At 63.1% G+C, this 23,519-nt stretch carries 28 protein-coding genes and 1 tRNA gene; 17 read left to right on the plus strand and 12 right to left on the minus strand.

What is annotated here, in order from left to right:
• The first annotated feature begins 33 nt into the window (after positions 1-33).
• The 8 genes from GA0004734_RS06620 to GA0004734_RS06655 all read left to right on the plus strand — a co-directional run bounded on the left by GA0004734_RS06620 (position 34) and on the right by GA0004734_RS06655 (position 6,979).
• Positions 34-1,038 (plus strand): ABC transporter permease subunit, encoded by a 1,005-nt coding sequence (locus GA0004734_RS06620; RefSeq protein WP_092932264.1) that lies wholly within the window; start codon positions 34-36, stop codon positions 1,036-1,038.
• A gap of 12 nt (positions 1,039-1,050) precedes the next feature.
• Positions 1,051-1,977, plus strand: coding sequence for an ABC transporter permease subunit (locus tag GA0004734_RS06625; protein WP_092932266.1), 927 nt, complete (start codon positions 1,051-1,053; stop codon positions 1,975-1,977).
• Positions 1,977-2,993, plus strand: coding sequence for an ABC transporter ATP-binding protein (locus GA0004734_RS06630; RefSeq protein ID WP_092932268.1), 1,017 nt, complete (start codon positions 1,977-1,979; stop codon positions 2,991-2,993). Before GA0004734_RS06625 ends, GA0004734_RS06630 begins: the two co-directional genes overlap by 1 nt.
• Complete coding sequence (locus GA0004734_RS06635) at positions 2,990-4,003, plus strand: peptide ABC transporter ATP-binding protein (RefSeq protein WP_092932270.1); 1,014 nt, start codon at positions 2,990-2,992, stop codon at positions 4,001-4,003. Before GA0004734_RS06630 ends, GA0004734_RS06635 begins: the two co-directional genes overlap by 4 nt.
• 87 nt (positions 4,004-4,090) lie before the next feature.
• The gene (locus tag GA0004734_RS06640; RefSeq protein ID WP_092932272.1) at positions 4,091-4,393 is read left to right on the plus strand and encodes a PepSY domain-containing protein; all 303 of its coding nucleotides are present in this window, start codon (positions 4,091-4,093) and stop codon (positions 4,391-4,393) included.
• An 84-nt stretch (positions 4,394-4,477) separates the two neighbouring features.
• The gene (locus tag GA0004734_RS06645; protein ID WP_092932274.1) at positions 4,478-5,152 is read left to right on the plus strand and encodes a response regulator transcription factor; all 675 of its coding nucleotides are present in this window, start codon (positions 4,478-4,480) and stop codon (positions 5,150-5,152) included.
• A gap of 20 nt (positions 5,153-5,172) precedes the next feature.
• Positions 5,173-6,531: a sensor histidine kinase gene (locus GA0004734_RS06650; protein ID WP_348626080.1), complete on the plus strand. Its 1,359-nt coding sequence runs from the start codon at positions 5,173-5,175 to the stop codon at positions 6,529-6,531.
• 103 nt (positions 6,532-6,634) lie between these two features.
• On the plus strand, positions 6,635-6,979 hold the full coding sequence (locus GA0004734_RS06655; RefSeq protein WP_092932278.1) for a RidA family protein: 345 nt from the start codon (positions 6,635-6,637) through the stop codon (positions 6,977-6,979).
• 60 nt (positions 6,980-7,039) lie between these two features.
• On the opposite strand, the gene GA0004734_RS06660 is transcribed toward GA0004734_RS06655, so the two are convergent.
• Positions 7,040-7,423, minus strand: coding sequence for a hypothetical protein (locus GA0004734_RS06660; protein WP_092932280.1), 384 nt, complete (start codon positions 7,421-7,423; stop codon positions 7,040-7,042).
• Positions 7,424-7,571: 148 nt separating this feature from the next.
• On the opposite strand from GA0004734_RS06660, the gene GA0004734_RS25880 reads away from it, so the two are divergent.
• Positions 7,572-7,742, plus strand: a complete 171-nt coding sequence (locus tag GA0004734_RS25880; RefSeq protein WP_092932282.1) for a hypothetical protein — start codon at positions 7,572-7,574, stop codon at positions 7,740-7,742.
• Positions 7,743-7,960: 218 nt separating this feature from the next.
• A complete protein-coding gene (locus GA0004734_RS06665; protein WP_092932284.1) occupies positions 7,961-9,088 on the plus strand; it encodes an AI-2E family transporter in 1,128 nt (375 codons plus the stop codon).
• Between the two features lie 7 nt (positions 9,089-9,095).
• Here the strand turns inward: GA0004734_RS06665 and GA0004734_RS06670 are convergent, their stop codons facing one another.
• Complete coding sequence (locus GA0004734_RS06670) at positions 9,096-9,899, minus strand: response regulator (RefSeq protein WP_092932286.1); 804 nt, start codon at positions 9,897-9,899, stop codon at positions 9,096-9,098.
• Between the two features lie 213 nt (positions 9,900-10,112).
• Between GA0004734_RS06670 and GA0004734_RS06675 the strand changes: the two genes are divergently transcribed.
• Complete coding sequence (locus GA0004734_RS06675) at positions 10,113-10,301, plus strand: NepR family anti-sigma factor (RefSeq protein ID WP_092932289.1); 189 nt, start codon at positions 10,113-10,115, stop codon at positions 10,299-10,301.
• An 83-nt stretch (positions 10,302-10,384) separates the two neighbouring features.
• On the opposite strand, the gene GA0004734_RS06680 is transcribed toward GA0004734_RS06675, so the two are convergent.
• Together GA0004734_RS06680 and GA0004734_RS06685 are read right to left on the minus strand one after the other, a co-directional pair.
• Positions 10,385-10,633, minus strand: coding sequence for a glycine zipper domain-containing protein (locus GA0004734_RS06680; RefSeq protein WP_092932291.1), 249 nt, complete (start codon positions 10,631-10,633; stop codon positions 10,385-10,387).
• Positions 10,634-10,688: 55 nt separating this feature from the next.
• Positions 10,689-10,844, minus strand: coding sequence for a DUF3309 family protein (locus GA0004734_RS06685; protein ID WP_082477169.1), 156 nt, complete (start codon positions 10,842-10,844; stop codon positions 10,689-10,691).
• 474 nt (positions 10,845-11,318) lie between these two features.
• Here GA0004734_RS06685 and GA0004734_RS06690 point away from each other — a divergent pair, with 474 nt between their 5' ends.
• Positions 11,319-12,311, plus strand: coding sequence for a PRC-barrel domain-containing protein (locus GA0004734_RS06690; RefSeq protein ID WP_175386237.1), 993 nt, complete (start codon positions 11,319-11,321; stop codon positions 12,309-12,311).
• Between the two features lie 127 nt (positions 12,312-12,438).
• On the opposite strand, the gene GA0004734_RS06695 is transcribed toward GA0004734_RS06690, so the two are convergent.
• Positions 12,439-12,639 (minus strand): hypothetical protein, encoded by a 201-nt coding sequence (locus GA0004734_RS06695; RefSeq protein ID WP_092932295.1) that lies wholly within the window; start codon positions 12,637-12,639, stop codon positions 12,439-12,441.
• Between the two features lie 342 nt (positions 12,640-12,981).
• On the opposite strand from GA0004734_RS06695, the gene GA0004734_RS06700 reads away from it, so the two are divergent.
• From GA0004734_RS06700 to GA0004734_RS06710, 3 genes are all read left to right on the plus strand, one after another.
• Entirely contained in the window at positions 12,982-13,149 is a 168-nt protein-coding gene (locus GA0004734_RS06700; protein ID WP_092935997.1) for a DUF1328 domain-containing protein, read from the plus strand.
• 179 nt (positions 13,150-13,328) lie between these two features.
• The gene (locus GA0004734_RS06705; RefSeq protein WP_092935999.1) at positions 13,329-14,585 is read left to right on the plus strand and encodes an NAD(P)/FAD-dependent oxidoreductase; all 1,257 of its coding nucleotides are present in this window, start codon (positions 13,329-13,331) and stop codon (positions 14,583-14,585) included.
• 198 nt (positions 14,586-14,783) lie between these two features.
• A complete protein-coding gene (locus GA0004734_RS06710; protein WP_092932297.1) occupies positions 14,784-14,984 on the plus strand; it encodes a hypothetical protein in 201 nt (66 codons plus the stop codon).
• A 24-nt stretch (positions 14,985-15,008) separates the two neighbouring features.
• Here GA0004734_RS06710 and GA0004734_RS06715 read toward each other — a convergent pair whose 3' ends face one another.
• The 6 genes from GA0004734_RS06715 to GA0004734_RS06740 all read right to left on the minus strand — a co-directional run bounded on the left by GA0004734_RS06715 (position 15,009) and on the right by GA0004734_RS06740 (position 18,466).
• Positions 15,009-15,416: a TIGR02588 family protein gene (locus tag GA0004734_RS06715; protein ID WP_092932299.1), complete on the minus strand. Its 408-nt coding sequence runs from the start codon at positions 15,414-15,416 to the stop codon at positions 15,009-15,011.
• 7 nt (positions 15,417-15,423) lie between these two features.
• On the minus strand, positions 15,424-16,263 hold the full coding sequence (locus GA0004734_RS06720) for a TIGR02587 family membrane protein (protein ID WP_092932301.1): 840 nt from the start codon (positions 16,261-16,263) through the stop codon (positions 15,424-15,426).
• 147 nt (positions 16,264-16,410) lie between these two features.
• Entirely contained in the window at positions 16,411-16,896 is a 486-nt protein-coding gene (locus tag GA0004734_RS06725) for a BON domain-containing protein (protein ID WP_092932303.1), read from the minus strand.
• A 327-nt stretch (positions 16,897-17,223) separates the two neighbouring features.
• A complete protein-coding gene (locus GA0004734_RS06730; RefSeq protein WP_092932305.1) occupies positions 17,224-17,736 on the minus strand; it encodes a hypothetical protein in 513 nt (170 codons plus the stop codon).
• A 184-nt stretch (positions 17,737-17,920) separates the two neighbouring features.
• Positions 17,921-18,178, minus strand: a complete 258-nt coding sequence (locus GA0004734_RS06735) for a hypothetical protein (RefSeq protein ID WP_092932307.1) — start codon at positions 18,176-18,178, stop codon at positions 17,921-17,923.
• Positions 18,179-18,392: 214 nt separating this feature from the next.
• Positions 18,393-18,466, minus strand: a tRNA-Gln gene (locus GA0004734_RS06740).
• 999 nt (positions 18,467-19,465) lie between these two features.
• Between GA0004734_RS06740 and GA0004734_RS06745 the strand changes: the two genes are divergently transcribed.
• Complete coding sequence (locus GA0004734_RS06745; protein WP_092936000.1) at positions 19,466-20,956, plus strand: Ppx/GppA phosphatase family protein; 1,491 nt, start codon at positions 19,466-19,468, stop codon at positions 20,954-20,956.
• Positions 20,953-21,735, plus strand: coding sequence for an RlmE family RNA methyltransferase (locus GA0004734_RS06750; protein WP_092932309.1), 783 nt, complete (start codon positions 20,953-20,955; stop codon positions 21,733-21,735). Before GA0004734_RS06745 ends, GA0004734_RS06750 begins: the two co-directional genes overlap by 4 nt.
• A 79-nt stretch (positions 21,736-21,814) precedes the next feature.
• Here the strand turns inward: GA0004734_RS06750 and GA0004734_RS06755 are convergent, their stop codons facing one another.
• Positions 21,815-23,239 (minus strand): MFS transporter, encoded by a 1,425-nt coding sequence (locus GA0004734_RS06755; RefSeq protein ID WP_092932311.1) that lies wholly within the window; start codon positions 23,237-23,239, stop codon positions 21,815-21,817.
• Positions 23,240-23,519 lie beyond the last annotated feature (280 nt).

The raw sequence follows: 23,519 nt of genomic DNA on the forward strand, positions 1-23,519 counted from the left end.
GGGCCGCCGGTTTTGCAATCTTACGGAACGCTCATGCTGCGCTTCATTTTCGGGCGGCTCGCCGTCCTCATCCCGACGTTCGTCGGGGTCTCCATCATCGCCTTCTCCTTCATTCGCCTGCTTCCGGGCGATCCCGTCATGCTGCTCTCCGGAGAACGCGTCATGGCGCCGGAGCGCCATGCGCAGATCATGGCCGAGCTCGGCCTCGAGCGGCCGATGTACGTCCAGTATTTCGACTATCTCACCGGTTTGCTGCAAGGCGATTTCGGACGCTCGATCATCTCCAAGCGGCCGGTTATCGATGACTTCATGACGCTGTTTCCGGCGACCATGGAGCTGGCGATCTGCGCCATCATCCTCGCGGTCTGTCTCGGGATCCCGGCCGGCGTGGTGGCGGCGGTCAAGCGCGGCACCTGGCTCGACCAGACCATCATGGGCACGGCCCTCGTCGGCTATTCCATGCCGATCTTCTGGTGGGGCCTGCTGCTCATCATCTTCTTCTCGGGAACGCTCGGCTGGACACCCGTTTCCGGCCGCATCTCGTTCCTCTATTTCTTCCCGCCCGTCACCGGCTTCATGCTGATCGACAGCCTGCTCTCCGGCCAGAAAGGCGCGTTCGCCTCGGCCGTCAGCCACATGATCCTGCCGACGATCGTGCTGGCCACCATTCCGCTCGCCGTCATCGCGCGCCAGACGCGCTCGGCCATGCTCGAAGTGCTCTCGGAAGATTATGTCCGAACCGCCCGCTCCAAGGGCATGTCGCCCTTCCGCATCATCGGCGTTCACGCGCTGCGCAATGCCATGATCCCCGTCATCACCACCATCGGCTTGCAGATCGGGGTTCTGCTCGGCGGCGCCATCCTGACCGAGAGCATCTTCTCCTGGCCGGGCATCGGCAAGTGGATGGTCGATAGCGTGTTCAAGCGCGATTATGCCGTCGTGCAGGGCGGCCTCATGATGATCACTCTCGTGATCATGTTCGTCAATCTGATCGTCGACCTTCTCTACGGTTGGGCGAACCCCCGTATCCGGCGATAGGAGACGCGACATATGTCATCTGTCGAAACAAAATCCGTATCCCCCGCAGCGGCAGCCATTGCCACGCCGTCGGCGCCGCCATCCGGCTTTGCCGAGTTCTGGTTCTACTTTTCCAGCAATCGCGGCGCCGTGCTGGGTCTCGGCATCTTCGTCGTCATCCTGCTGATGGCGATCTTTGCGCCGCTGCTCACCTCCCATGATCCTATCATCCAGAACCGCGACGTCCTCTTGCTGCCGCCGGTTTTTGCCGAAGGTGGCCGCGCCGAATATCTTCTCGGCACCGATCCCGTCGGCCGCGATATCCTGACGCGCCTGATGTACGGCGCGCGCTTCTCGCTGTTCGTCGGCCTCATCGTCGTCACCCTGTCGGTGGTGACGGGCGTCTTCATCGGCCTTCTCGCCGGCTTCTTCCGGGGTAAGGTCGATACCATCATCATGCGGCTGATGGATATCATCCTCGCCTTTCCGTCGCTGCTGCTGGCGCTCGTGCTCGTTGCCGTTCTCGGCCCGGGCCTTGTCAACGCCATGATTGCCATCGCCCTCGTCAACCTGCCGCATTTCGTGCGCCTGACCCGCGCCTCGGTCATGACCGAGCGCAACAAGGACTACGTCATCGGCAGTCAGGTCGCGGGTGCCGGCACGCTGCGCATCATGTTCGTCACCATCCTGCCGAACTGTCTGGCGCCGCTGATCGTTCAGGCGACGCTGGCCTTTTCCGCAGCCATCCTCGATGCCGCGGCGCTGGGCTTCCTCGGCATGGGCGCCCAGCCGCCGACGCCGGAATGGGGTACGATGCTCGCCGAAGCGCGCGAATTCATCCAGCGCGCCTGGTGGGTCGTCACCTTCCCCGGCCTTGCCATTCTCATCACCGTGCTCGCCATTAACCTGATGGGCGACGGCCTGCGCGATGCGCTCGATCCCAAACTGAAGAGGTCCTGATGCCGCTTCTCGATATCCAGAACCTCACCGTCGAGTTCCAGACCTCCACCGGCACCTTCCGCGCGGTGGACGGCGTCTCGCTCACCTGCGACACCGGCGAAATCCTGTCGATCGTCGGCGAAAGCGGCTCCGGCAAGTCCGTCTCCATGCTCGCCGTCATGGGCCTTCTGCCCTGGACCGCGAAGATCACCGCCGACCGCATGGCGTTCAACGGGCAGGACCTCCTGAAGCTGTCGCCCCGAAACCGGCGCAAGATCATCGGCAAGGACATGGCGATGATCTTCCAGGAGCCGATGTCGAGCCTCAATCCGTGCTTCACGGTCGGCTTCCAACTCGGCGAGAGCCTGCGCATCCACATGGGCCTCGACCGCGCCGCGCGTCGCGCCCGCTCCATCGAGCTTCTCCAGCTCGTCGGCATTCCCTCGCCGGAAGACCGCCTGTCGAACTTCCCACACCAGATGTCGGGCGGCATGAGCCAGCGCGTCATGATCGCCATGGCGCTCTCCTGCAATCCGAAGCTCCTCATCGCCGACGAGCCGACGACGGCGCTCGACGTCACCATCCAGGCCCAGATCCTCGACCTGCTCGTTCGCCTGCAGAAGGAAAACGGCATGGCGCTGGTGCTGATCACCCACGACATGGGCGTGGTCGCGGAAACCGCCGAGCGCGTGCAGGTGCAGTATGCCGGTCAGAAGGTCGAGGAGCAGCCGGTCAAGGCGCTCTTCCGCGATCCGCATCACCCCTATACGGCGGCCCTTCTCGCCTCCCTGCCGGAACGCGCGCGGATCGGCGAGCGCCTGCCGTCCATTCTCGGCGTCGTGCCGGGTCAGCATGATCGCCCGCAAGGCTGTCTGTTCTCGCCGCGCTGCGCCTTCGCCACGGATCTCTGTTCGCGCTCCGTCGTGCGGCAGGGGCCGGAACTTGGCCGCGCGCTGTGCAATTACCCTTTGATCGACGGCATTCCCGAGAACCATCCGACGATGACCGTCGAGCTTGCAGGAGAGGGCACGCGATGAGCGAGACCAACCTCAGCGAAACCGCAATCGCATCCAGACCTGTCCTCGAAGGCCACGATCTCCAGCGCTTCTATTCCGTCTCCCGCGGCATGTTCAAACCGGCCGCCACCGTGCGCGCGCTGAATGGCGTATCCTTCTCGCTTCATTCCGGCCGCACGCTGGCGGTCGTCGGCGAAAGCGGCTGCGGCAAGTCCACGCTCGCCCGCCTCGTCACGATGATCGAGGACCCGAGCGGCGGCGAACTGCTGATCGACGGCAAGCCGGCCCGCGTCGGCGACGCCTCGCTGCGCAGCCTCGTTCAGATCGTCTTCCAGAACCCTTATGGCTCGCTCAATCCGCGCCAGAAGGTCGGGTCCCTGCTAGAGGAACCGCTGAAGATCAACACCACCGATGACGCGGCCACGCGCCGCGCCAAGGTGGAGGAGATGATGCGCAAGGTCGGTCTGCGCCCCGAGCATTACGACCGCTACCCGCATATGTTCTCCGGCGGCCAGCGCCAGCGCATCGCCATTGCGCGCGCGCTCATGCTGCGGCCCAAGGTGCTGGTGCTCGACGAGCCGGTATCCGCACTCGACCTGTCGATCCAGGCGCAGGTGCTGAACCTGTTGATGGATTTGCAGAAAGAGATGGGCCTCGCCTACCTCTTCATCTCGCATGGCCTGTCCGTGGTGCGCCATATCGCAGATGACATCATGGTCATGTATCTCGGCCGGCCGGTGGAAACAGGCACGGCGGAAAGCGTGTTTTCGAACCCGCAGCATCCCTATACCGCCGCTCTCCTGTCGGCCACGCCGGTCGCCAATCCGGAAGGCAAGCGGCAGCGCATTCAGCTGCAAGGCGAACTGCCGTCGCCGCTGAAGCCGCCGAGCGGCTGCCCGTTCAACCCGCGCTGCTGGCGGGCGACCGATCTCTGCCGCGAGACGATGCCGGTGCTCGATGGCCCTGTGGATCATCGCTTCGCCTGCTATCACCCCCTCGACGATGCTCCGCCGTCGGCCCCGGTGGACTGAGCGCACGCGCAGTTCGATCGACAGCCGACAGCCGGATGACGGCAAGATATCGGCATATCTCCAGAGTTCCGGCTCTGGAGATTGCTGATGCGCCGCCTGCTCCGTCTCGTCCTTCCCTTCCTGCACCTCGCGCTGCCGGGCGGTGCGGTGCTGGCCGGCGAGCACGATGCGGATTGCACGCGGGAGCCGCAGGCGCACTGGATGAGCCGGGAAGCGATTTCCCGCAAGGCCGTTGCCGCCGGCTACCCCGATGTCCGGCATATCCAAGTTATCGGCTCGTGCTACGAGATCGAGGCCCTGACGGCGCGCCGCCTGCAGGCTGATGTCGTCATGGACCCAATGACAGGCGACGTCGTTGCGGCCTCCATGAGCAACGGCCCGCAACGATGATGCGGGAGGCGCTGTTGCGGGCCGCAAAAGCTGATACGCTCCGCGTGCTTCCCGATCCGCTTTTCCAGACTGTGAGAAACATGCATGCGGCTGCTGCTGGTTGAAGACAGTCCCCGGCTCGCCGAGCTTCTGGGCGAAACCGTCCGCGAGGCCGGCTGGCGGCTAGATGTCGTGACGACGATCGCCGATGCGACGGTGACGCTGACGCTGCGCGAGCACGACCTCGTTCTGCTCGATCTCGGCCTGCCCGACGGCAACGGGATCGAGCTGCTGCGCCAGATCCGCAAGATCTACAAGGACCTGCCGGTTCTCGTCATCACCGCGCGCGGCTCGATCGAGGAGCGGATCGAGGGGCTGGATGCGGGGGCGGACGATTATCTCGTCAAGCCGTTTCACCACCGCGAATTCCTCGCCCGCTGTCGCGCCATGCTGCGGCGCAGCCCGACATCGCTTCAGCCGGTGCTCGAATGCGGCCACCTTCGATATGATCCTTCCATGGCGGAGCTGTCCTGCGGCGGCACCATCGTCGCGCTGCCGCCGCGCGAGCGGGCGCTGGCGGAATTGCTGATGCGCGATGCCGGCCGGGTGGTGCAGAAGCGCAAGCTGGAGCTGGCGCTGTCGGAATTCGGCGAGGAGATGACCGCCAACGCGCTGGAGCTTGCCGTTTCACGCCTGCGCAAGAAACTGCTTCCGGTCGATACCGGTGCCGATCTCGTCACCGTGCGCGGCGTCGGCTACATGCTGCAGGCCGCGCCATGAGTGCCGTTCGGGATCGCTCCTTGATCGGTATCGTCTCGCTGCGCATCGTCACCTTCACGGTGCTCGCCATGATGCTCGAGTTCGGCATCGTGCTGGCGGAATACTGGTCGAACGATGCCGATCTCGGTGGATTTCTGATCGGGCAGGAGGCGGAAACGCTGGCCGAAGGCATCGTCGTCGCCAAGGACCGCATCTCCTTCCAGATGCCGCCGGCGCTCGCCGAACGCTACACGATGCGCGAGGATGAGACCGACGGCGACATCTTCGTCCGGGTCCGCACCTCCGCCGGCGAAGTTCTGTTTTCCAACTGCGAGGCGCTCTGCCAGCGCCACTTCCTGCCGATCGAAATCAACCCGCCGACCTTCTGGCAACGCGAGATCGCGCCCGGCAAGCCGTTGAGCGTCGCCGGCGGCCGCTCGTTCCGGTTCGGGACGCAGGAGGTGTTCGTCGAGCTTGCGGTCCTGCGCGATCCCCACGGGTTCGTGACCAGCGTGTTGCTGCACGAGTTGCGGGATCACCTGATCATCCCCATGCCGCTGATGTTCGGCCTCGTCGCCGGCGCCACCATTCTCTCGGTCCGGCGCGCGCTCAAACCAGTGGTCGAAGCCGGCAAGGCGGCAGACGTCATCGATCCGCGTGCTGCCTTCAGCCCGCTCTCGACAGAGGGCATGCCGCGCGAGATCGCAAACTTCGCCAATGCCGTCAACCGGCTTCTGGTGCGGGTGGCGGATCTCATTCAGGCGCAGAAGATCTTCTCCACCTCGATCGCCCACGAAATCCGTACACCCGTCGCCGTGGTGCGGATGGAGCTGGAGCGGATCGATGACCCCCGCGCACGCAAGGCCGAAAAGGACCTGGAGGCGCTGACCCACATGCTGGAGCAGCTGACCTCCCTCGCGAAACTCGATGTGGTGGATGCCGCCTCTTTCAAGCCGGTCTCCTTGCCGGGTCTGGCGAGCGATGTGGTCGCCCAACTCGCCCCCTTCGTCTTCAACAGCGGTCGGACACTCGAGTTCGTGGAGGAGGGCGGTGGCGAGATCCGGGCGGTGCCGGCGCTGATCGAGAATACGATCAGCAACCTCGTTGAGAACGCCGTCAAGCACACGCCGAAGGGCACGCATATCTCGGTGCGAACGGCGGATCTGGGCGTACTCGACGTGGCCGATGATGGCCCCGGCTTCGGCCGGTCGCCCAGCCATATCCTCGAAAGCGGGCGGATCAAGAGTTCGGATGCGCTCGGCGTCGGCCTGAAGATCGTGGAGCGCATCGCCGAACTGCACGATGCTGCATTGACGGTGGAATCCGGGGACGGGCAGGGAACGCGTGTGCGGCTCGCGTTTCCGGTGCCGCAGCAGCCGTTCCATGAAAGTCTGACCTAAACCGAACTTTTCAGCCCGAAGGTTTTCCTCAAGCCCGTTCTCCTGTAAGCCCCGATGCGTCTGCGCTTCGGCGTCAACGCATTCGAGCAAGAGGAATTTCACGATGGATATCACACGCTTCGAGACCGGCCCGCGCATGAGCCAGGCCGTCGTTCACAACGGCACCGTCTATCTCGCCGGTCAGGTCGGCAATGCGGGCGACGACGTCGCAACCCAGACGAGCCAGGCGCTGGCTTCGGTCGATCGCCTGCTGGAACAGGCCGGCACCGACAAGACCCGAATCCTCAACGCCACCATCTGGCTGGCCGATATGGCCGACTTCCCGAAGATGAACGCCGTCTGGGACAAGTGGGCACCGCAAGGCAACACGCCGGCGCGCGCCACGGGCGAAGCCAAGCTCGCGACCCCGGAATATCTGGTTGAAGTCATCGTCATCGCCGCCCTTTAAGGCGGAAGCACCGGGCGGCGACACGGTCGCCCGGTCACGCCTGCGGCATTCAAAGCAATCCTAGTTGCCGATCCGCGCCATACCGCTCTCACCATTGTCGCGCACCCACTTCACCTTGTCGGCGCCGGTAGCGGTCAGGTCGAAGCACATTTTCGCGCCCTTGTACCAGGTGTTGAACTGCTGGCAGAGCTTGTCGTCGGCGATCCACCATTTGCCGGTGTCGCTCGGCTGGATCAGCTTGCCGATCCCAAGCGCCTTGCCATCCCCATCCACCACGCCCGACGTCCGGTAGTTCAGCGGAAACTCTCCGCCCATCGGCGCTTCGAGATAGATCGTGCGGCCGATGATCTTATCGCGGATATCGGCCTCGGTCATGCCGGCCGCAAAGGCTGCGGTGCTGCCGGAGGCTAACAAGAGGCTGATGGAGAGAAGGAATCTGTGCATGGCGCGCGCTCTCGGTTCTTTGTTCGTTGAGACGTACGCCGTCGGAAATGTCCCGGATCACAGCCTTCGCGAAAGCTTGGGAACAATTTCGCAAATCGGGCCGTTGTTAGGCCAGAATTAACGTTTCCATACATCGAAGGACGTTCCCATGCTTTACTGGCTGCCCAGGCTCGGCCTGATCCTGCTCGTCTGCGCCGCACTTGCCGTCGGCGTCGTCTCCGCAACATCCGACGACGTGGCGAACACGCTGCTCGTCGTTCTCCTGGGTCTCGGCCTCTTCTCGTTGACCCTGCGGATCTTTCCGCCAGAGAAGTATTGATCTGCTTGGCTGTAAAAGTGACCGCTGAAAAATACCATTTTTGGTGGAAAGTATCGGCCCGTCAGAGCTTTACGGGAACTTTTCTCCCGTCTCCGGATTGACGAACGTCCTAGCTGTCAGGTCATGCTCGTAGAGCATTGCGAGACCGCAAAATTGGGGCGTCAGGCAAGATACCGCGGCAGCTTTCGGCCCGCGCTCACTGCGAGTGGAGGTCAAAGATGAATTCTGCCATACCGGAGCGAGCCCTGTTCAAGGCGAAGAAGAAGGCGCAAATCGAGAACCCGCCGCCGTCCGAAGCGACGGCACTGGCCGATCCCAAGACCGGCCTCGATCTTGTCGTCGCCTGGAGTATTGTCGGGACATTCGTCATCCTGATGTCCGGCGTCATTTATACGCTCGAATCCATCCTGATGCCTGTGACGTTAGCGATCGTCGTGGGTATGGTGCTCGGTGTTGCGGCTGACCGGCTCTCGCGTTTTGGCCTTCCGCCCGTGCTGGGCGGCCTGTTTTTCGGTGTCGTTTTCGTGGTGCTGGTCTTTTTCCTCGTCAACGCCTTGATCGAGCCGATCTCCACGCTGACCGCAAAAGCCCCGATGATCATGGAAGACGCGGTTCAGCGCTTCCTGCCCTTCTTCGAGCGCTTCGAATGGGTCAGGCGGGCTATCAACGGCGCGAACGAGAAGGCGATATCGGACATGGTCTTGGCCAATGCCGGCTCCATGCTGGGGCTGGTCGCCACGGGCCTTACGCCCGCCTTCGTTCAGACGCTGATCTTCCTTGCAGCCCTCGGCCTGTTCCTCATCGGCCGCGCGCATCTGCGCAAGACCATTATCCTTGCCTTTGCCACGCATGAGCGCCGCCTGACGGCGATCCGCGTCATGAATGCGACGGAGAACGCCGTTGGCTTCTATTTCTCCACTGCCAGCCTGATCTATATCTCGCTCGGCACGATCACGGCTCTCATCGCCTTCGCTGGCGGGCTCTCGGGCGCGGTTCTTTGGGGGCTTTTCGCCTTTGTTTCCAGCTTCATTCCCTATCTCGGCGTTACCGCCATGACGATCGCGCTCACCTGCGCCGGTCTGATGACGCATGACAGCATGATCATGGCACTGCTGCCAGCGGCCTGCTTCTTCCTGCTGCATCTGGTCATGGAAAATCTGGTAACGCCAGCGATCCTCGGCCATCGCCTGGAGATCAACCCGTTCCTGATCTTCATCGCCATCATCTTCTGGACATGGATGTGGGGTGCCGTCGGCGCGATGCTGGCCATGCCGCTCGCGCTGATCGGTCTCACCATCTTCAACGAGGTCCGCACTCGGCCGCCGGAACGCCAGCTGCCCGGCTGAGGAGCTCTCAGGCTTCGCCGGCGGGGGCGTTCTCGTTGAAGAACAGCGCTTGGCTGATCAGCGCCTTCACCATGTCAGGGTTGAACGGCTTCGTGACGAGGAAGGCCGGTTCCGGCTTTTCGCCCGTCAGAAGGCGCTCCGGAAACGCCGTGATGAAGATCACCGGCACGGTCGCCGTCGAGAGAATTTCGTTTACCGCATCGATACCCGAGCTGCCATCCGCAAGCTGAATGTCGGCCAGGACCATTTTCGGCGATGTCCGCTTGAACAGCTCGACCGCTTCGCTATGCGTGCGGGCAATGCCGGCCACGCCGTGGCCGAGGCTGCGCACCATATCCTCGATATCCATGGCGATCAGCGGCTCGTCCTCGATGATGAGGATGTCGGTCACGACCTGACGGGAAATGTCCGTCGAAGCCTGCTGAATCAATCCGGCCACCGCATCCGGCGTAACGCTCAGGATTTCCGCGGTCTCATCGGGGCTAAAGCCTTCGACGGAGACGAGCAGGAACGCCTTGCGCGCATCGGGCGAGATCCGCGCCAGATTGGCGGCGGCCCGCTTTTCCCACGCATAAGGCGAATTTACCGCCTCTTCGTCGATCTTGATGGTGATCGTATCGAACAGCGAGCAATAGAGTTTGAAGACGCTGACCCGGTCGCTCGACGCCTTGGGAAACAGGTCGATATTGGCAATCAACGCTTCGAGGACGGCCGCGACGTAGGCATCGCCCGACGTCTGCGAGCCCGTGATGGCGCGGGAGAAGCGGCGGACATAGGGAAGGTGTGCGGCGATCCGCATGGAAAGTGACATGATAGACGTCCTTCGATATATTGGCGCCGAAACCGGACAGAGTTTGATCGTTCGACGAGTCGAAACAGGGACGTTTGACCATGTTTCCCGTCGTGTGGAAAGTTTGATCGGCAAGAATTACAAAGCATGAGGGAGACGTGATCAATTTGAGGATGCTGACGGGCTGCGCCGGGATGGGCGCGATTGGATTTCGGACGAAACGGACCTGACATCATGGCGGATATGACAAACCCCAAACAAGGCCCGGTCCTGCAACATGCGGAGACCATGGACCCGAACAGCCAGATTGTCTCGAAACTGAGAGCCCTTTACAGTGCCGTGGAGCGGGAACCTCTTCCCGATGCGTTTCTCGATCTCCTGCAGCAACTTGACGGTGTCGAGAATGCGCGCAAGGGCCGATGAAAGAGCGGAGCCCCAGATCAGCGACACAAAAAAACGGGCCTTAGGCCCGTTTTTCCGTTTCAGTCGGTAATGGATCGAACCGATCAGCAGGATGCTGTATAGCGGCGGCCGTTGCGGTCGCGGTAGATGCAGCGGCCCGGTTCGTTCGCCTGACCGATCAGCGCGCCAGCAAGGCCGCCAACGCCGGCGCCGATTGCCGCGCCACGCACGTTGCCGGTTGCCGCGCCGCCGATGATGGCGCCCGATGCTGCACCGATGCCAGCGCCGCGTTCCGTCTGCGTGCAGGCTGCGAGCGGCATGATCAGGGCGACGACGAGAAGAGCTTTTTTCATGGTGATATCCTCCGGTTCAACTTGGTGTGGATGGCCCTCTGGGAAAGCCGAGGTTTTATATGCGTCCCATAAGGACCAACACAAGAAGGATAACGACCACCAGGCCCAGGCCACCGGAAGGTCCATAGCCCCAGCTGCGGCTGTGGCCCCACGTCGGCAGAGCGCCGATCAGTAGGAGTACAAGGACGATCACGAGAATGGTGCCAAGCATTGGCGGTTCCTCTTTGGGTTCATTCGGAATGCGGAGCTATAACGCGCGCTTCTCTCTTTTGTTCCAAGCACTGATCATACCAGTTTGATGCTCTTAGCCGAGCGCCGTTCATCGAACTGCCTCCATTACGAGATGCGGCTACGAGCTGCGGCCTACACATGGGAACAAATCCCGCCCCGCTTGCGTTATGGGTCCTGTGTGAATGTAGGGATAGTGCGGTGTGGCAGGTGACCGGCGCGAAATCAGCGACGTATCCAGCATCACCAAAGAGGTGATGCAGATCGCCTCTGCAACACGAAGTCGGCCATGATGGCTGCCGGCACGCGCGTCAAGCGGCGTTTCGCCCCCCACACGTTCTTTCCGTTCCAGAATGCATCCAGAAAGCGCGCATGCCGAAACAGCGTCGCACGCGACTCGCAAACCCGAACCGCCATTTCATTCTGTCCCATCGTCTCACGTTTAAGGAGCAATCCGATGCTGAAAACCCTTCTGGCAAGCACAGTTCTTGCTGCCGCTCTTACCGGTACTGCACTGGCACAGCAGACGCCGGCAGCACCCGCAGCAGCACCGGCAGCAGCACCGGCAGCCTCGGCCCCTGCGGCATCACCCTCTGCTGCGGCAGCAGGCGACGACATGCTCGCGTCCAACGTTATCGGCAAGACGGTCTATACCGGCGTTGACGAGGAAGGCGAAGCGATCGGCGAGGTCAAGGATGTCGTGATCAACGCGGCCGGCGCCACCGAAGCGCTGGTCGTCGGCGTCGGCGGCTTCCTCGGCATCGGCGAAAAGGATGTGGCGGTCAATTTCGATCGTGCCTCGTGGTCGGAGCGTGACGGTTCCAAGATCCTCGTGGTCTCCATGACCAAGCAGGACCTCGAAGCGGCGCCCGCTTTCCAGCGCAAGGCCGTCATGGACGGTGCCGTCACCAAAGACACCGCAGCAACCGCGCCCGCGCCCTCCACGGATACCGCGGCCAAGCCGCTCGCAACGCCGGAGAATACGGAAGTCCCTCTGGACGCTGCCGGTGCCGAACCGACCGTTCCCCAGACCGGCACCACCCCGGAGATGACCGATCCGGATCTGGCGCCTGACGCTGCGGCCACCGCGACGGTCGAGCCCACGGACGAGTTGAAGCCGGTCGATGCCGCCATGCTGTCAGCCGACAAGCTGATCGGCACACCGGTGAAAGTGGCCGACGACACGAAAATCGGTGAAGTCGGTGACGTCATCCTGGCAAAAGACGGCAAGCTCGAAGCTTATATCATCGATGTCGGCGGCTTTCTCGGCATTGCGCAGAAGCCGGTGGCGATGAGTGCTGCCAATATTCAGGTCATGGCGAATGCAAAGGGCGCGATGACGATCTACTCGCCCTTCACCAAGGAGCAGCTGGAAACCCAGCCCGCCTACGACGCCGCCGCCTACAAGGCTGACCCCGGCAGCATCGTGCTGGCCAACCCCAAGCCCTGATCTTGTGAGGACAAGGCGGCTGATCGCTCGGCCGCCTTTTTCATGTTCGCCGGTCGTGATCACCCATTTACAGGCAACAAAAAAGGCGACCCACCGGGCCGCCCTCACCATGTCTGCCGGATGGAAATCAGTGCCGCTCGCTGCGGCCTTCCGACGAATCCAGCGCATCCAGCAATTGCTCGAACCGCCCATCCGTCGCCGGCATCTGACCGTTGAAGTAAAGATCCTTCAGCGTCTGGCCAATGTGAAGGTTCTTCTCGCTTGACCGCGATGCAGGCCGCGCCGAGGCCGCAACGGACTTCCAGATATGTGCGTTCGATACGGTCATGTTGGTGTCTCGCCTCAATGATTCGTGAACTCAACGCCCCGTGCACTGTGAAGTTCCGCCCATCCTGCGGCAACGTCGTGTCAAAATGAGCCAGCGCGCTCGTTATGGTAAATCAATACTTAAAGGTATTTGTCCTGCAGGGGTTGGCGGGGAGGCGCTTTGTGGCTGCGACGATGGGTGAATGCGCAGATAAAAGATCCCGATTTTTCCAGTTTTTACCTATGGCCTCGTACCGCGCAGTCATCACCTCAATCCTGCCGGCAACCTTCGCATTACAGGCACTGAGGGAACAAACGATATTGTGATGCGTTTGTGAGCATGAATTCATCGGAGGAAGAAGCCATGCTGTACTACGCACTTGTTTTTCTCGTCGTTGCCATCATTGCAGGTGTTCTCGGTTTCGGCGGCATTGCCGGCGCATCTGCCGGTATTGCGCAGATCCTATTCTTCCTGTTTCTTGCCTTCCTCGTCATTTCGCTCGTCGCAAGCTTGATGCGCCGCCGCACCTGAGCCTTGACGGAAACGACGGTCGGATATCGTCGGAAAGGGAGTGGTTCGCCACTCCCTTTTTCGTTGTGCGGCAAGAGCGGCCGAGCAGCGAATTCCTCATTAGCCCTGTTGCGGAACGTCCGGAAAATGCTGACATAGGCACAAAGACGCGACACGCTGGGAACATGGAGTTGAGCACGATGAAGACGGATGTGGCGGTTCTGGGTGCAGGGATTGTCGGCCTGTCCACGGCGATCCATCTTGCGCGGCGCGGAAAATCGGTTCTGCTCGTCGACCGCCGCGGGGCGGGGGAGGAAACCTCCTTCGGCAATGCCGGCCTTATCCAGCGGGAGGGCGTCGTGCCCTACGGCTTCCCGCATGATTTCGGCGCTCTGTTCCGCTATGCCCTTAATAATACCATCGACGCCCATTACCACCTGAAGGCCCTGCCGGGTCTCGTGCCGTTTCTGGTGCGCTACTGGTGGAATTCAGGCTTCACCCAGCACCAGCATATCGCAAGGCTTTATGCGCCGCTGATCGAGAACTCGATCACCGAACATGCCGACCTTATCAAGGCGTCGGGTGCCGACAACCTCATCCAGCGCGATGGCTGGATGAAGGTTTTCCGCACGGATGCCGCCCGCGATGCTGCCTATAAGGAGGCCGAGCGCCTGTCGGCCGGCTTCGGCGTCAATCACCAGAAGCTCTCGCCGAGCGACGTCAAGGCACTGGAACCCTCGATCCGCATCGGCCTCGCCGGCGGTCTGCGCTGGACCGACCCGTGGTCGATCCGCGATCCCCATAGCCTGAACAAGGCCTACCTCACCTATTTCCAGTCCCTCGGCGGGCGCCTGGTCGCAGGCGATGCCGCAACGCTCGAGCACGTTCTGGAAGGTCCCGGCTGGCGTATCGCTTCGCCGGATGGACCGATCGAGGCGGCTGAGGTCGTCGTGGCCCTCGGTCCGTGGGCGGATACCGTCACCCGCAAGCTGGGTTACCGCTACCCGCTTGCGGTCAAGCGTGGCTACCATATGCATTACGGCACGCAGGAGGGCGAACGGCTGAACAACTGGGTGCTCGATGCCGAGAAGGGATACTTCCTCGCACCCATGCTGCGCGGAATCCGGCTCACGACCGGCGCAGAGTTTGCGACCCGCGATGCGCCGAAGACGCCGGTTCAGCTCGCCCGCGCCGAACGCGTCGCCCGCGACTTCTTCCCGCTCGCCGAACGCCGCGACGAGGAGCCGTGGATGGGCGCGCGGCCCTGCACCCCGGACATGATGCCCATCATCGGCAAGGCGCCGCGGCACGAAGGCCTGTGGTTTGCCTTCGGCCATGCTCATCACGGCATGACCCTTGGCCCCGTCACCGGTCGAGCGCTGGCCGAAAAGATGACCGGCGAACGCACGACCATCGTCGATCTCGGCCCCTATCGTCCGGAACGCTTCGTCGCCTGAGCCCGCGCCTTCGCGAAGCCGGCTGCCATCAAGTGACCTCGTGGTGCGGACAAGTTTGTTTGATATCGGGCACGGAACGATAGGGCGCTCCTGCCGTTTCAACGTCGCTGCACACGAAAGGCCGTTGTGTCCGCGCCACGACAGTCTGCCGTGGCTGTGACGAGATGGGCTGCCGGGGCAAGGCGGCGGGAGATAGACATGCAAAAACAGATCGTTGAGATTGCCGGCGAAGCCGTCGGTACCTTGATGCCGCACGCGCGCGGCTTACGCTTCATGGCCGTCAAGTTCCACGTCTGGCCGCTCGATGGCGAGGTCTATGCCGATCCCGCCACGGCGCATCAGGCCGTGACCGCCCACATCGCCGCGACCCGCGAGGCCATGGCCGACCACGTTCACTGATGACGAGATCAGCGGAAAAAGAGATCAGGGGTCGCGGTAACCGGACGCATGAATATCCAGCCGATAGGTGCCGGGATCCGCAGAAAACATAAGGGCACCTTCCACCTGAGACTGAGCGGGCACATAATCGATTGTCACCTCCCGCATCTCCACCTCCCGTTGCTCACCATCCAGCAGCCGTCCCGTCACAGGCACGCCGGCAGCCGTCTTCTTGCCGGCGTTAGAGACGATGAAGGAAATCTCGAAGCCCTGCACCGTCGGCCTTTGTGCGGTGATGGTGACGCTAAGCTCCGGTGCCGCATCTCTGGCGGTCAGGCCGTGGTAAAGAATCATGCCGGTCATGGAGGCGACGAGCGCGGTGGAGAGCAGGCCGGTGGTCCACTCGATCCAGTGCGGGTGCCGGCGAACGATCTTGCGGCGGGAACCTGCCATCAGAACCTCATAGGATCAGCCGTGCGGCAGCAGCGCCGATCGCGCCGGGAAAGCCGAGCACGATGGTGGACATCAAGGCCGGCATGGAGCCTGACCCGTCCAGCCTGCCGAAACTCCACAGGCAATAAAGGCTGACCAGCAGCGCGATGACGTAGCCGGGAAGGGTGAACCGGGTCAGCGCGTGCCATCCCGGCGTATCCTTCAGCTCGTGCCCGCCCTTGAACGAAACGGCATAGACGAAGGCGTGCATGACGAGGATGGACAGGGCGATGGTCGCAAGCGCATGCCACGGCGTCATCTTGTAGGAAATCAGGATCATCTCTTCCGTCGGAGCCATGTTGAGGCTGAGAAACAGCGCACCTACGGCCATCATGAAGAGTTCGGCGCCGTAGCCGCTGTCCGGCTCATCTTCCGCGTCGTCGGGATCCGTGCCGAGCTGGCTGCGGCCGAGAAGCGCGCCGATGCCGGCGGGAACGGCCTGCAGAGCAATCTTGCCGAGGAAATCCTGCTCGGCCGTTTCCGGCGTCAGCAGCTTGAACAGAGTGAGGATCATCGCGCTGGCGAGAATGCCGATCGCATAGGCGATCATGGCATCGCGAATATCTTCGCGCCAGGAAAACGTCTTCTCGAAACCGATGCGATGCGCGATACCCACAAGCAGCGGCACGGTGATAACGAGAAGCAGCGCAAGCCGGAAGCGATCCATGGCAAAGCCGAGATCCCACATCTCCATCGTCATCTGCATGGGCAGTGCAAAGAGGAGCGCGCCCGCAATGCCGCGCCCGAGCCCGGTGACGAACGCCGTCGTCTGAAACGGCGCCCCGCGCGCCTCGTCCACATCGTCCATCGTCACCCCCAACGCGCCAGACACAAAACAGCGCGGCCGAAAAGGACCGCGCAGACAGACTTTCCAATGCCCATAGTCCGAGACACTGAGCGTAGGCAAATGCTTATGCAGCGACGCCGGATAAGCACCGTACACGCCGGCAGGATCTCAATCGTTCAACCCGCTCGGGAATGCCGCATCGACGGCGATCGTCGTCAGGTCGTTCCGCACCTTGGAAATGCCGGGAATACGGTATGCGAGTTCCTCGACCGCGCGACGATCGGCTGCCGTCTCGACCTCGCCGGACAGTTCGGCAACGCCGCGCAAAACTTTGATCTCGACGGCGGAGGTGTCGATCTCATGCTCTTCAAGCGCGTTGGAAAGTGCCTCTTCCAAGCCGTCGTCATCGGTGTCGGCCTCCGGATCGTCACGCAGAATATCCGGACCTCCATGGCCGATGCGAACCGTCTCGTCCGATGTCTCGAAGCCTGGATTGCCAGACTCGTCAAAACTCTCCGGCGTCTCGCCATATGAGCGGTTGGCGACATCGACCGGGGAGCCGGAGACGTCGTCGGCATATGGCCAACCCTCCTTCAGGTCGCGGTCTTCATAATCACGATAGTCTTCTTCACGGCGTGTGGTCTTCTCGATCATCGTCAGGATCCTCGATCTGGTCGTTTCGCCTGGGTAAACCGCTGAGCGAGGCTTTGGTTCGACCGACGGCGGATTATGTCCGGCCGATGATCCGCACGATTGCCACGTCCAGATGACAGCGGCTTCTCAGCATGAGATGGGAGAGAAGCCGGTGCCCATCATAAAGGCGCGGTCCAGTACCTCGGCTATCTGAAGGAGACTGTCTGCATTCTTACCGGCCAGAGCAATATGTTCGGCGTGTGGAAAAAACGCGCCACGAAAAAAGCGAGACCTTCCAGCCTCGCTTTTTCCCTTTTCAACAATCACTTACCATGCTTCACACCGAACTTATGGAGCCGTGCTTGGCGCAGTACCCGTCGCTGGAGCCGTGCCGGTTGCGGCCGGCGGGGTAACCGGAGCTGTCTCGGCCGGGGCAGTTGCCGCAGGCGGGGTTGCGGCCGGTACCGTTGCGGGAGTCTGCGTATCGGTGGCGGAAGGCACCTCTGATGCCGGTGGCGTTGCCGTCTGGCTGGCAGGTGCAGGCTGTATCGCCGTGTCGGACGCGTCGTTCGACATTTCCGCAGGCAACCATACCAGCAGTGCCAGCACGAGACCGGCGAGCAGAATGATCAGGACCGGCCAGTTGCTGCGACGGGTCCGCGCCGTCGGTGCTGCCGGATCCAGCGGACGCTGGACCAACGGATCGCCGAGCGGTGCCGCCGTCACCGGATCGATCCCGGCAGTTGGGCGCATCGTCGCCGCGTCCGTACGGGCAGCCTGCTCGGCTCTCGCCGCATCGTCGGCAGGCCAGGACGTAGGATTTGCGGGGCGCTTTTCATTCGGATCAAAACGCTGGTTCATGACAGCTTCCTCCTTGTCGTTTTGCCGACTATCGGCACATGCAGAGAAAACGCACTGTTAAAGCTAATGTTCCTGACACGCCCCTTGGGCTCGTCTGACAAGGACGGCAAACGCAAAAGCGAGCGGCAGAGTTCTACCCCCGCCGCTCGCTTCTCACCGTGCAAAATCACCCTCGAGAAAAAGGTCAGTCCTGCTCACGCACACCCGGCGTCGCTTCGCGCTGATCGGCATCTTCCAGATCGGACTGTACCAGAAAAACGTCCCCCTTTAACCGAACCGCCTCCCGACGCGCAGCCGCCGACATGACATCATCCGGCTCCGTATCATCCCCATCCTTGCCTCTCAACTCCGCCTCGCTCCCGATCGGCGTCACGTCCTCATCATGAATATCAAGATTGCGGTCCGTATGACCCTGTTCGCCAGCCCTGCCTTTGTCGGCCATGTCGCTTCTCCTTGGTTTCCTGATCGAAACGCCGGCCGGAAGCCAATGTTCCGGGAAGGGATAGCGACCTCGTCCCATCAGCAGGTCGTCGGCAATGCACGGGACTTCGGGAGACGCACACTGCTTAGGGCCGCATGGCATCAGGTCGTCAAAACGCAGATACGGAATCCAGCATGACAGAAACTAAGAGCAAAAAATGAGATTTGACAAGAATTGGCTGGGGAACCTGGATTCGAACCAGGACTAACGGAGTCAGAGTCCGTGGGTCTACCGTTAACCTATTCCCCAACGCGCGGGCTGTGCCCGTCGGTGTGCCGGGCTTATAGACAAAAGGAGGCGGGATGCAAAGGGGGTTTTTGAAAAACTTTGCGGGATGGTCGAATGGGGTGGTTTTTGTTTGGGGAGCCGGGAGGTTTTAGGGGGGAAACGGAGCGGTTTGGCGGGGTGGATTGTCGTTCGGGAAAAAGCAGTTGGCGAAAGGCGGGCGCGCTGGTAGAGTCGGGACAACGAAAATCGAGAGAGCGTCTTGAGCGACCGGTTTAGGCTTCGCGCGACGCGGTGGTAAGATCAGTGAAAGACCCCGAGCACGGCGATACGCCGTATGAGAGCGGGGCGTCGGCAGCGGCCGGAAACCCGGGGCAAACCATCCCCGGGTCCGGCAAAGCCAAGCGCAGGCGTCGTAAGGCGGCGCGCAAGGGCTCCGCACATGCCAGCTCCCCCCATAACCAAGGCCCCTCCGTATCCGGAGCAGGCCATTCCGCACACACTGTTCTGGACGGCGAACCCGTGCGCAAACGCAAACGGCGGCGGCGCACGAAGACCGCGTCTCCAGGCTCTGCGCAGGGTCGTGGCGCTTGGCATGGCGATGGTGCGGTTCACGGCGCCGACATCAGGGCGTCCGGCTCGGACCCGCATGTCCGAGGCGCTCAAACGCAGGATGCCCGAACCCAGGACGGCCCGACACGTATTCTCCAGTCGCGGGATCCACGCGATGGAGATGCGCATCGCGGCGGCGCGTTCGAGGGTTCGCGTCACGCTTCCGGTCGCCGGTCGATCGAGCGGCACGACGAAGCGGGCAGTCATGATCACGCGGGTGCCGGTGCTGCGGCACAGGATGCGGGCGCCGCGGCCGGTGCTTCGCGCAGCCATCCCGATGGAGGATCGGCGGCACAGGGCGCGTCCACTGGCAACGGTTCGAAGCCCGGGCAGGGACGGGGGGCGGAACCGGCCGGCAAGGGCCACCGCAATCACAAGCATCGTCATCGCCGCAATGCCCAGGCGCGTCCGCTGCAGGGCACGGATGTCGTCAGGTCCGGGCGCGACCGCGTCGGCGCGCCCGGTAGTGACGGTCGCGCGTCGGCGGGCCAGCGGCAGGGCCGCAATCCGGGCGTTCAGGGTGGTGCCGGGACGGCGGCGCATTCGGATTCCGCTTCGCAGGCTGGCGCGCCCGGTCGCCCGGTGTCGCAGCAAAGCGGCCATTCCGGGCATCAGCGTTTCGAACAGGGCATGAATCAGGGCGGAGCCCGTGGTGGCCCGCACGCGCATGGGGCGATCACCAAGACGTCCGATCATGCGGGGCACGGGCGCGGCGCCAATGGCGCAGGGCAGGGCGGGCATCATGGATCGGCGGCGGAGGGCGAGTACGCCGCGCGGCCAGGCCCCGGCTTCAACCCCGGAAACCGCGCCGCAGCCTCCAACGGGCGCACGGATACGGTCGAAGGCGACGATTCCGGCCCGCCGCCGCTGTATGCGGCGCTCGATCTCGGCACCAACAATTGCCGCCTCCTCATTGCGCAGCCGACGCGACCGGGGCAGTTCCGCGTTGTGGATGGCTTCTCCCGAATCGTGCGGCTCGGCGAGGGCCTTGCGGCCAGCGGCCGCCTGTCCGAGGACGCCATGAACCGCTCGGTCGAGGCGCTGAAGATCTGCGCGGCGAAGCTTGGGCATCGCAATATCCGCCGTAGCCGGCTGATCGCGACCGAAGCGGCCCGCGCTGCCGAAAACGGCGTGATCTTCATGGATCGGGTCACGGCGGAAACCGGTCTCGAGCTCGAGATCATCGACCGGGAAACCGAGGCGCGGCTGGCCGTATCCGGCTGCGCATCGCTGGTCGGGCGCGAGGCGCGCTCCGTGGTGTTGTTCGATATCGGCGGCGGCTCGTCGGAAATCGCGGTGCTGCACATCGGCGACAACCGATCGAGCCGGCTTGCCAATCACATCACCCACTGGACCTCGCTGCCGGTCGGCGTCGTCACGCTGTCGGAGCGCCATGGCGGGCGCGACGTCACGCCGGAAAGCTTCGAGGGCATGATCCGCGAAGTCTCCGGCATGCTCGATCGTTTCGACTGCCCGGAGATCGAGGCCGTGCGTGCGGCGGATGATTTCCACCTCATCGGCACGTCCGGCACGGTCACCACGCTCGCCGGCGTGCATCTCGACCTGCCGCGCTACGATCGTCGCCGGGTGGACGGGCTCTGGCTGTCGGACGACGAGGTCTCCGCCATGCAGGCGCGTCTGCTCTCCTGGGATTTCGCGGCGCGTGCGGCCAATCCCTGTATCGGGCCGGATCGGGCGGATCTCGTTCTCGCCGGCTGTGCCATTCTGGAAGCCATTCGCCGCCGCTGGCCGTCGACCCGCATGCGGGTAGCTGATCGTGGGCTGCGCGAAGGCCTTTTGACGGATATGATGGCCGATGACGGCGTCTGGCGCCGCGGTCGAGGCCGCCGCCTGTCGCGTCCCGGCCCGCAAACTGGCTCCGAGGAGGGCCGAAGCTCATGACCAAGCCCCCCATCGGCGGCAATCGGACCGGACGCAAACTCGGGCAGAGGGTGAAGAAGGGCAAGCTGAAGGCGTCGTCGCGGCGCTGGATCGAGCGCCACATCAACGATCCCTATGTGCAGCGCGCTCAGTTGGAAGGCTATCGCGCCCGCGCGGCCTTCAAGCTCTTGGAGATCGACGAGAAGCACAAGATCCTCAACGGCGCGAAGCGCATCATCGATCTGGGCACGGCCCCCGGCAGCTGGTCGCAGATCGCCGCCAAGGTCACAAGCTCGACGGATACGGACCCGCGCGTTGTGGCGATCGATTTTCTCGATGTCGATCCGCTGCCCGGCGTCATCATCCTGAAGCTCGATTTTCTCGATCCCTCCGCTCCCGACGCCATTATGGATGCGCTGGGCGGCACGCCGGATCTCGTTCTCTCCGACATGGCGGCCCCCACCACCGGCCACCGCCAGACCGACCATATCCGCACCATGCACCTCTGCGAGGTCGCGGCCCACTTCGCCATCGATGTGCTCGGCCCCGGCGGGCACTTTCTCGCCAAGACCTTCCAGGGCGGCACGGAGCGCGAGCTTCTGAACCTCCTGAAGCAGAATTTCCGCCAGGTCCTGCACATCAAGCCCGCCTCGTCCCGTGCCGAATCGGTCGAGATGTTCCTGCTGGCAAAGGACTTCAAGGGCCGGCGCGAGGGCATCTCGGATCACGACGATCTCCGGGCGGAAGGCCAGACCTTTCGCGACGAGCGCGAGGACGTGACCGAGCACGAAGAGGACTAAGCGGGGCGACCGGGCGACGTTTCCACACGCCGGTGAACCCACTCATGAAGGTGCGCGCTCTTCCCGTAAAGCCCTTAAGCTACTTCCCCGCCAGCGACTCCAGTTGCGCCTCGCCCTTTTCCCGCGCTGCAGCGCCATGACCGGACACTTCGGCGCCGGCGGTTTTCGCCATGCCGATGAAGGGGATGACGGAGGTGAGGGTGATCGCGGAGATCAGCATGAAGGCGAGCTGGAAATCGCCGAGTTCCAGCTGGGTGCCGGTCCAGCGGTTTTCCACTTCCAGAATAGCGCCGGCAACAGCGACGCCGAGCGCAAGGCTCATCTGTTGCAGCACGGCGCTCATCGCAGTCGCCTTGCTGGCCATCGCGTCGGGGATGTCGGCGAAGGAGAGGGCGTTGATGCTGGTGAAGAAGAACGAGCGGGCAAAGCCGGCGATCAGCAGCACGAGGCACATGACGAGATAGGGCGTGGCCGGCGTGAAGAGGCCGTTGACGAAGGTCAGAACGGTGCCGATCAGCGCCGCGATGATCAGCGTCGTGCGAAAGCCGGCGAAAATCAGCACCCGCTTGGCAAAGAACTTCGTAGTCAGCGCGCCGATGGCGCCGACGAAGGTGATCATGCCCGACTGGAAGGGCGACAGGCCGAAACCGACCTGTAGCATCAGCGGCATGAGGAACGGAATGGCGCCGATGGAGATGCGGAAGAGCGTGCCGCCGATGGCCGCGGCGCGAAAGGCGCTGTCCTTGAAGAGGGCGAGGTCGAGCAGCGGCGCTGGGTGGTGCCGGGCGTGGCGCACATAGAGAAAGCCGCAGAGAATGCCGATGCCGGCTGACATCGCGCCGACGCTCGGCGGCAGGGCCGGCAGGCTCATGACGGACAGGCCGAACATGGTGCCGGAGGCGGCAATGGCGCTGAGGAAAAAGCCGGTGACGTCGATCGGCGGCGGCCGGTCGCTGATCACCTCGGGCAGGTAGATGCCCGACAGGATGTAGCCGAGAATGCCGACGGGAACATTGATGATGAAGATCCAGTGCCAGGAAAAATAGGTGGTGATGAAGCCGCCGAGCGGCGGGCCTGCGAGCGGCCCCGTCAGCGCGGGAATGCTGAGCAGCGCCATCGCGCTCACCAGTTCGCTGCGCTGCGTGCTGCGCACCAGCACCAGCCGCGCCACGGGTGTCATCATCGCGCCGCCCATGCCCTGCAGGAAGCGCGCACCGACGAAGGACACGAGATCGCCGGAGATGGCGCAGAGAATGGAGCCGACGATGAAGACGAGGATGGCCGAGCGGAAAATGCGCTTGGCGCCGAACCGGTCGGCCATCCAGCCGCTCAGAGGAATGAAGATCGCGAGAGACACCATGTAGGAGGTCAGCGCCAGCTTGAGCGTGATCGGGCCGACGCCGAGGTCGCGGGCGATGGCGGGCAGGGAGGTCGCGATAACGGTGGAGTCCATCTGCTCCATGAAGAGAGCGACGGCGAGGATCAGCGGAACGATGCGGTTCATGCGAAGGCAAGCCTTTTCGACGGCTTCTGGGGCGCCCGGCGGAGAATGCCGGGGATGGCCGCTACGGTAGGGGAGCAGATGCCGGTGCGCGGGGGCATGCGGTCTTGCGAGGTTGTATGGCGAGGGAGATAGAAACGGAAACACGAAAGTCCCGTGTCTCCTCTCACGCGATAGTCAATTTCCTGTGAAGGCGTAACACACGTTCTGTCAAGGCGTGCGTCTTGCGCTACCTTGGGCGCTTCTACCAGCGCGATCACGCACGATGCAGGATGGCTCATAG

This window comes from Rhizobium sp. 9140, assembly GCF_900067135.1.
Lineage (GTDB): Bacteria > Pseudomonadota > Alphaproteobacteria > Rhizobiales > Rhizobiaceae > Ferranicluibacter.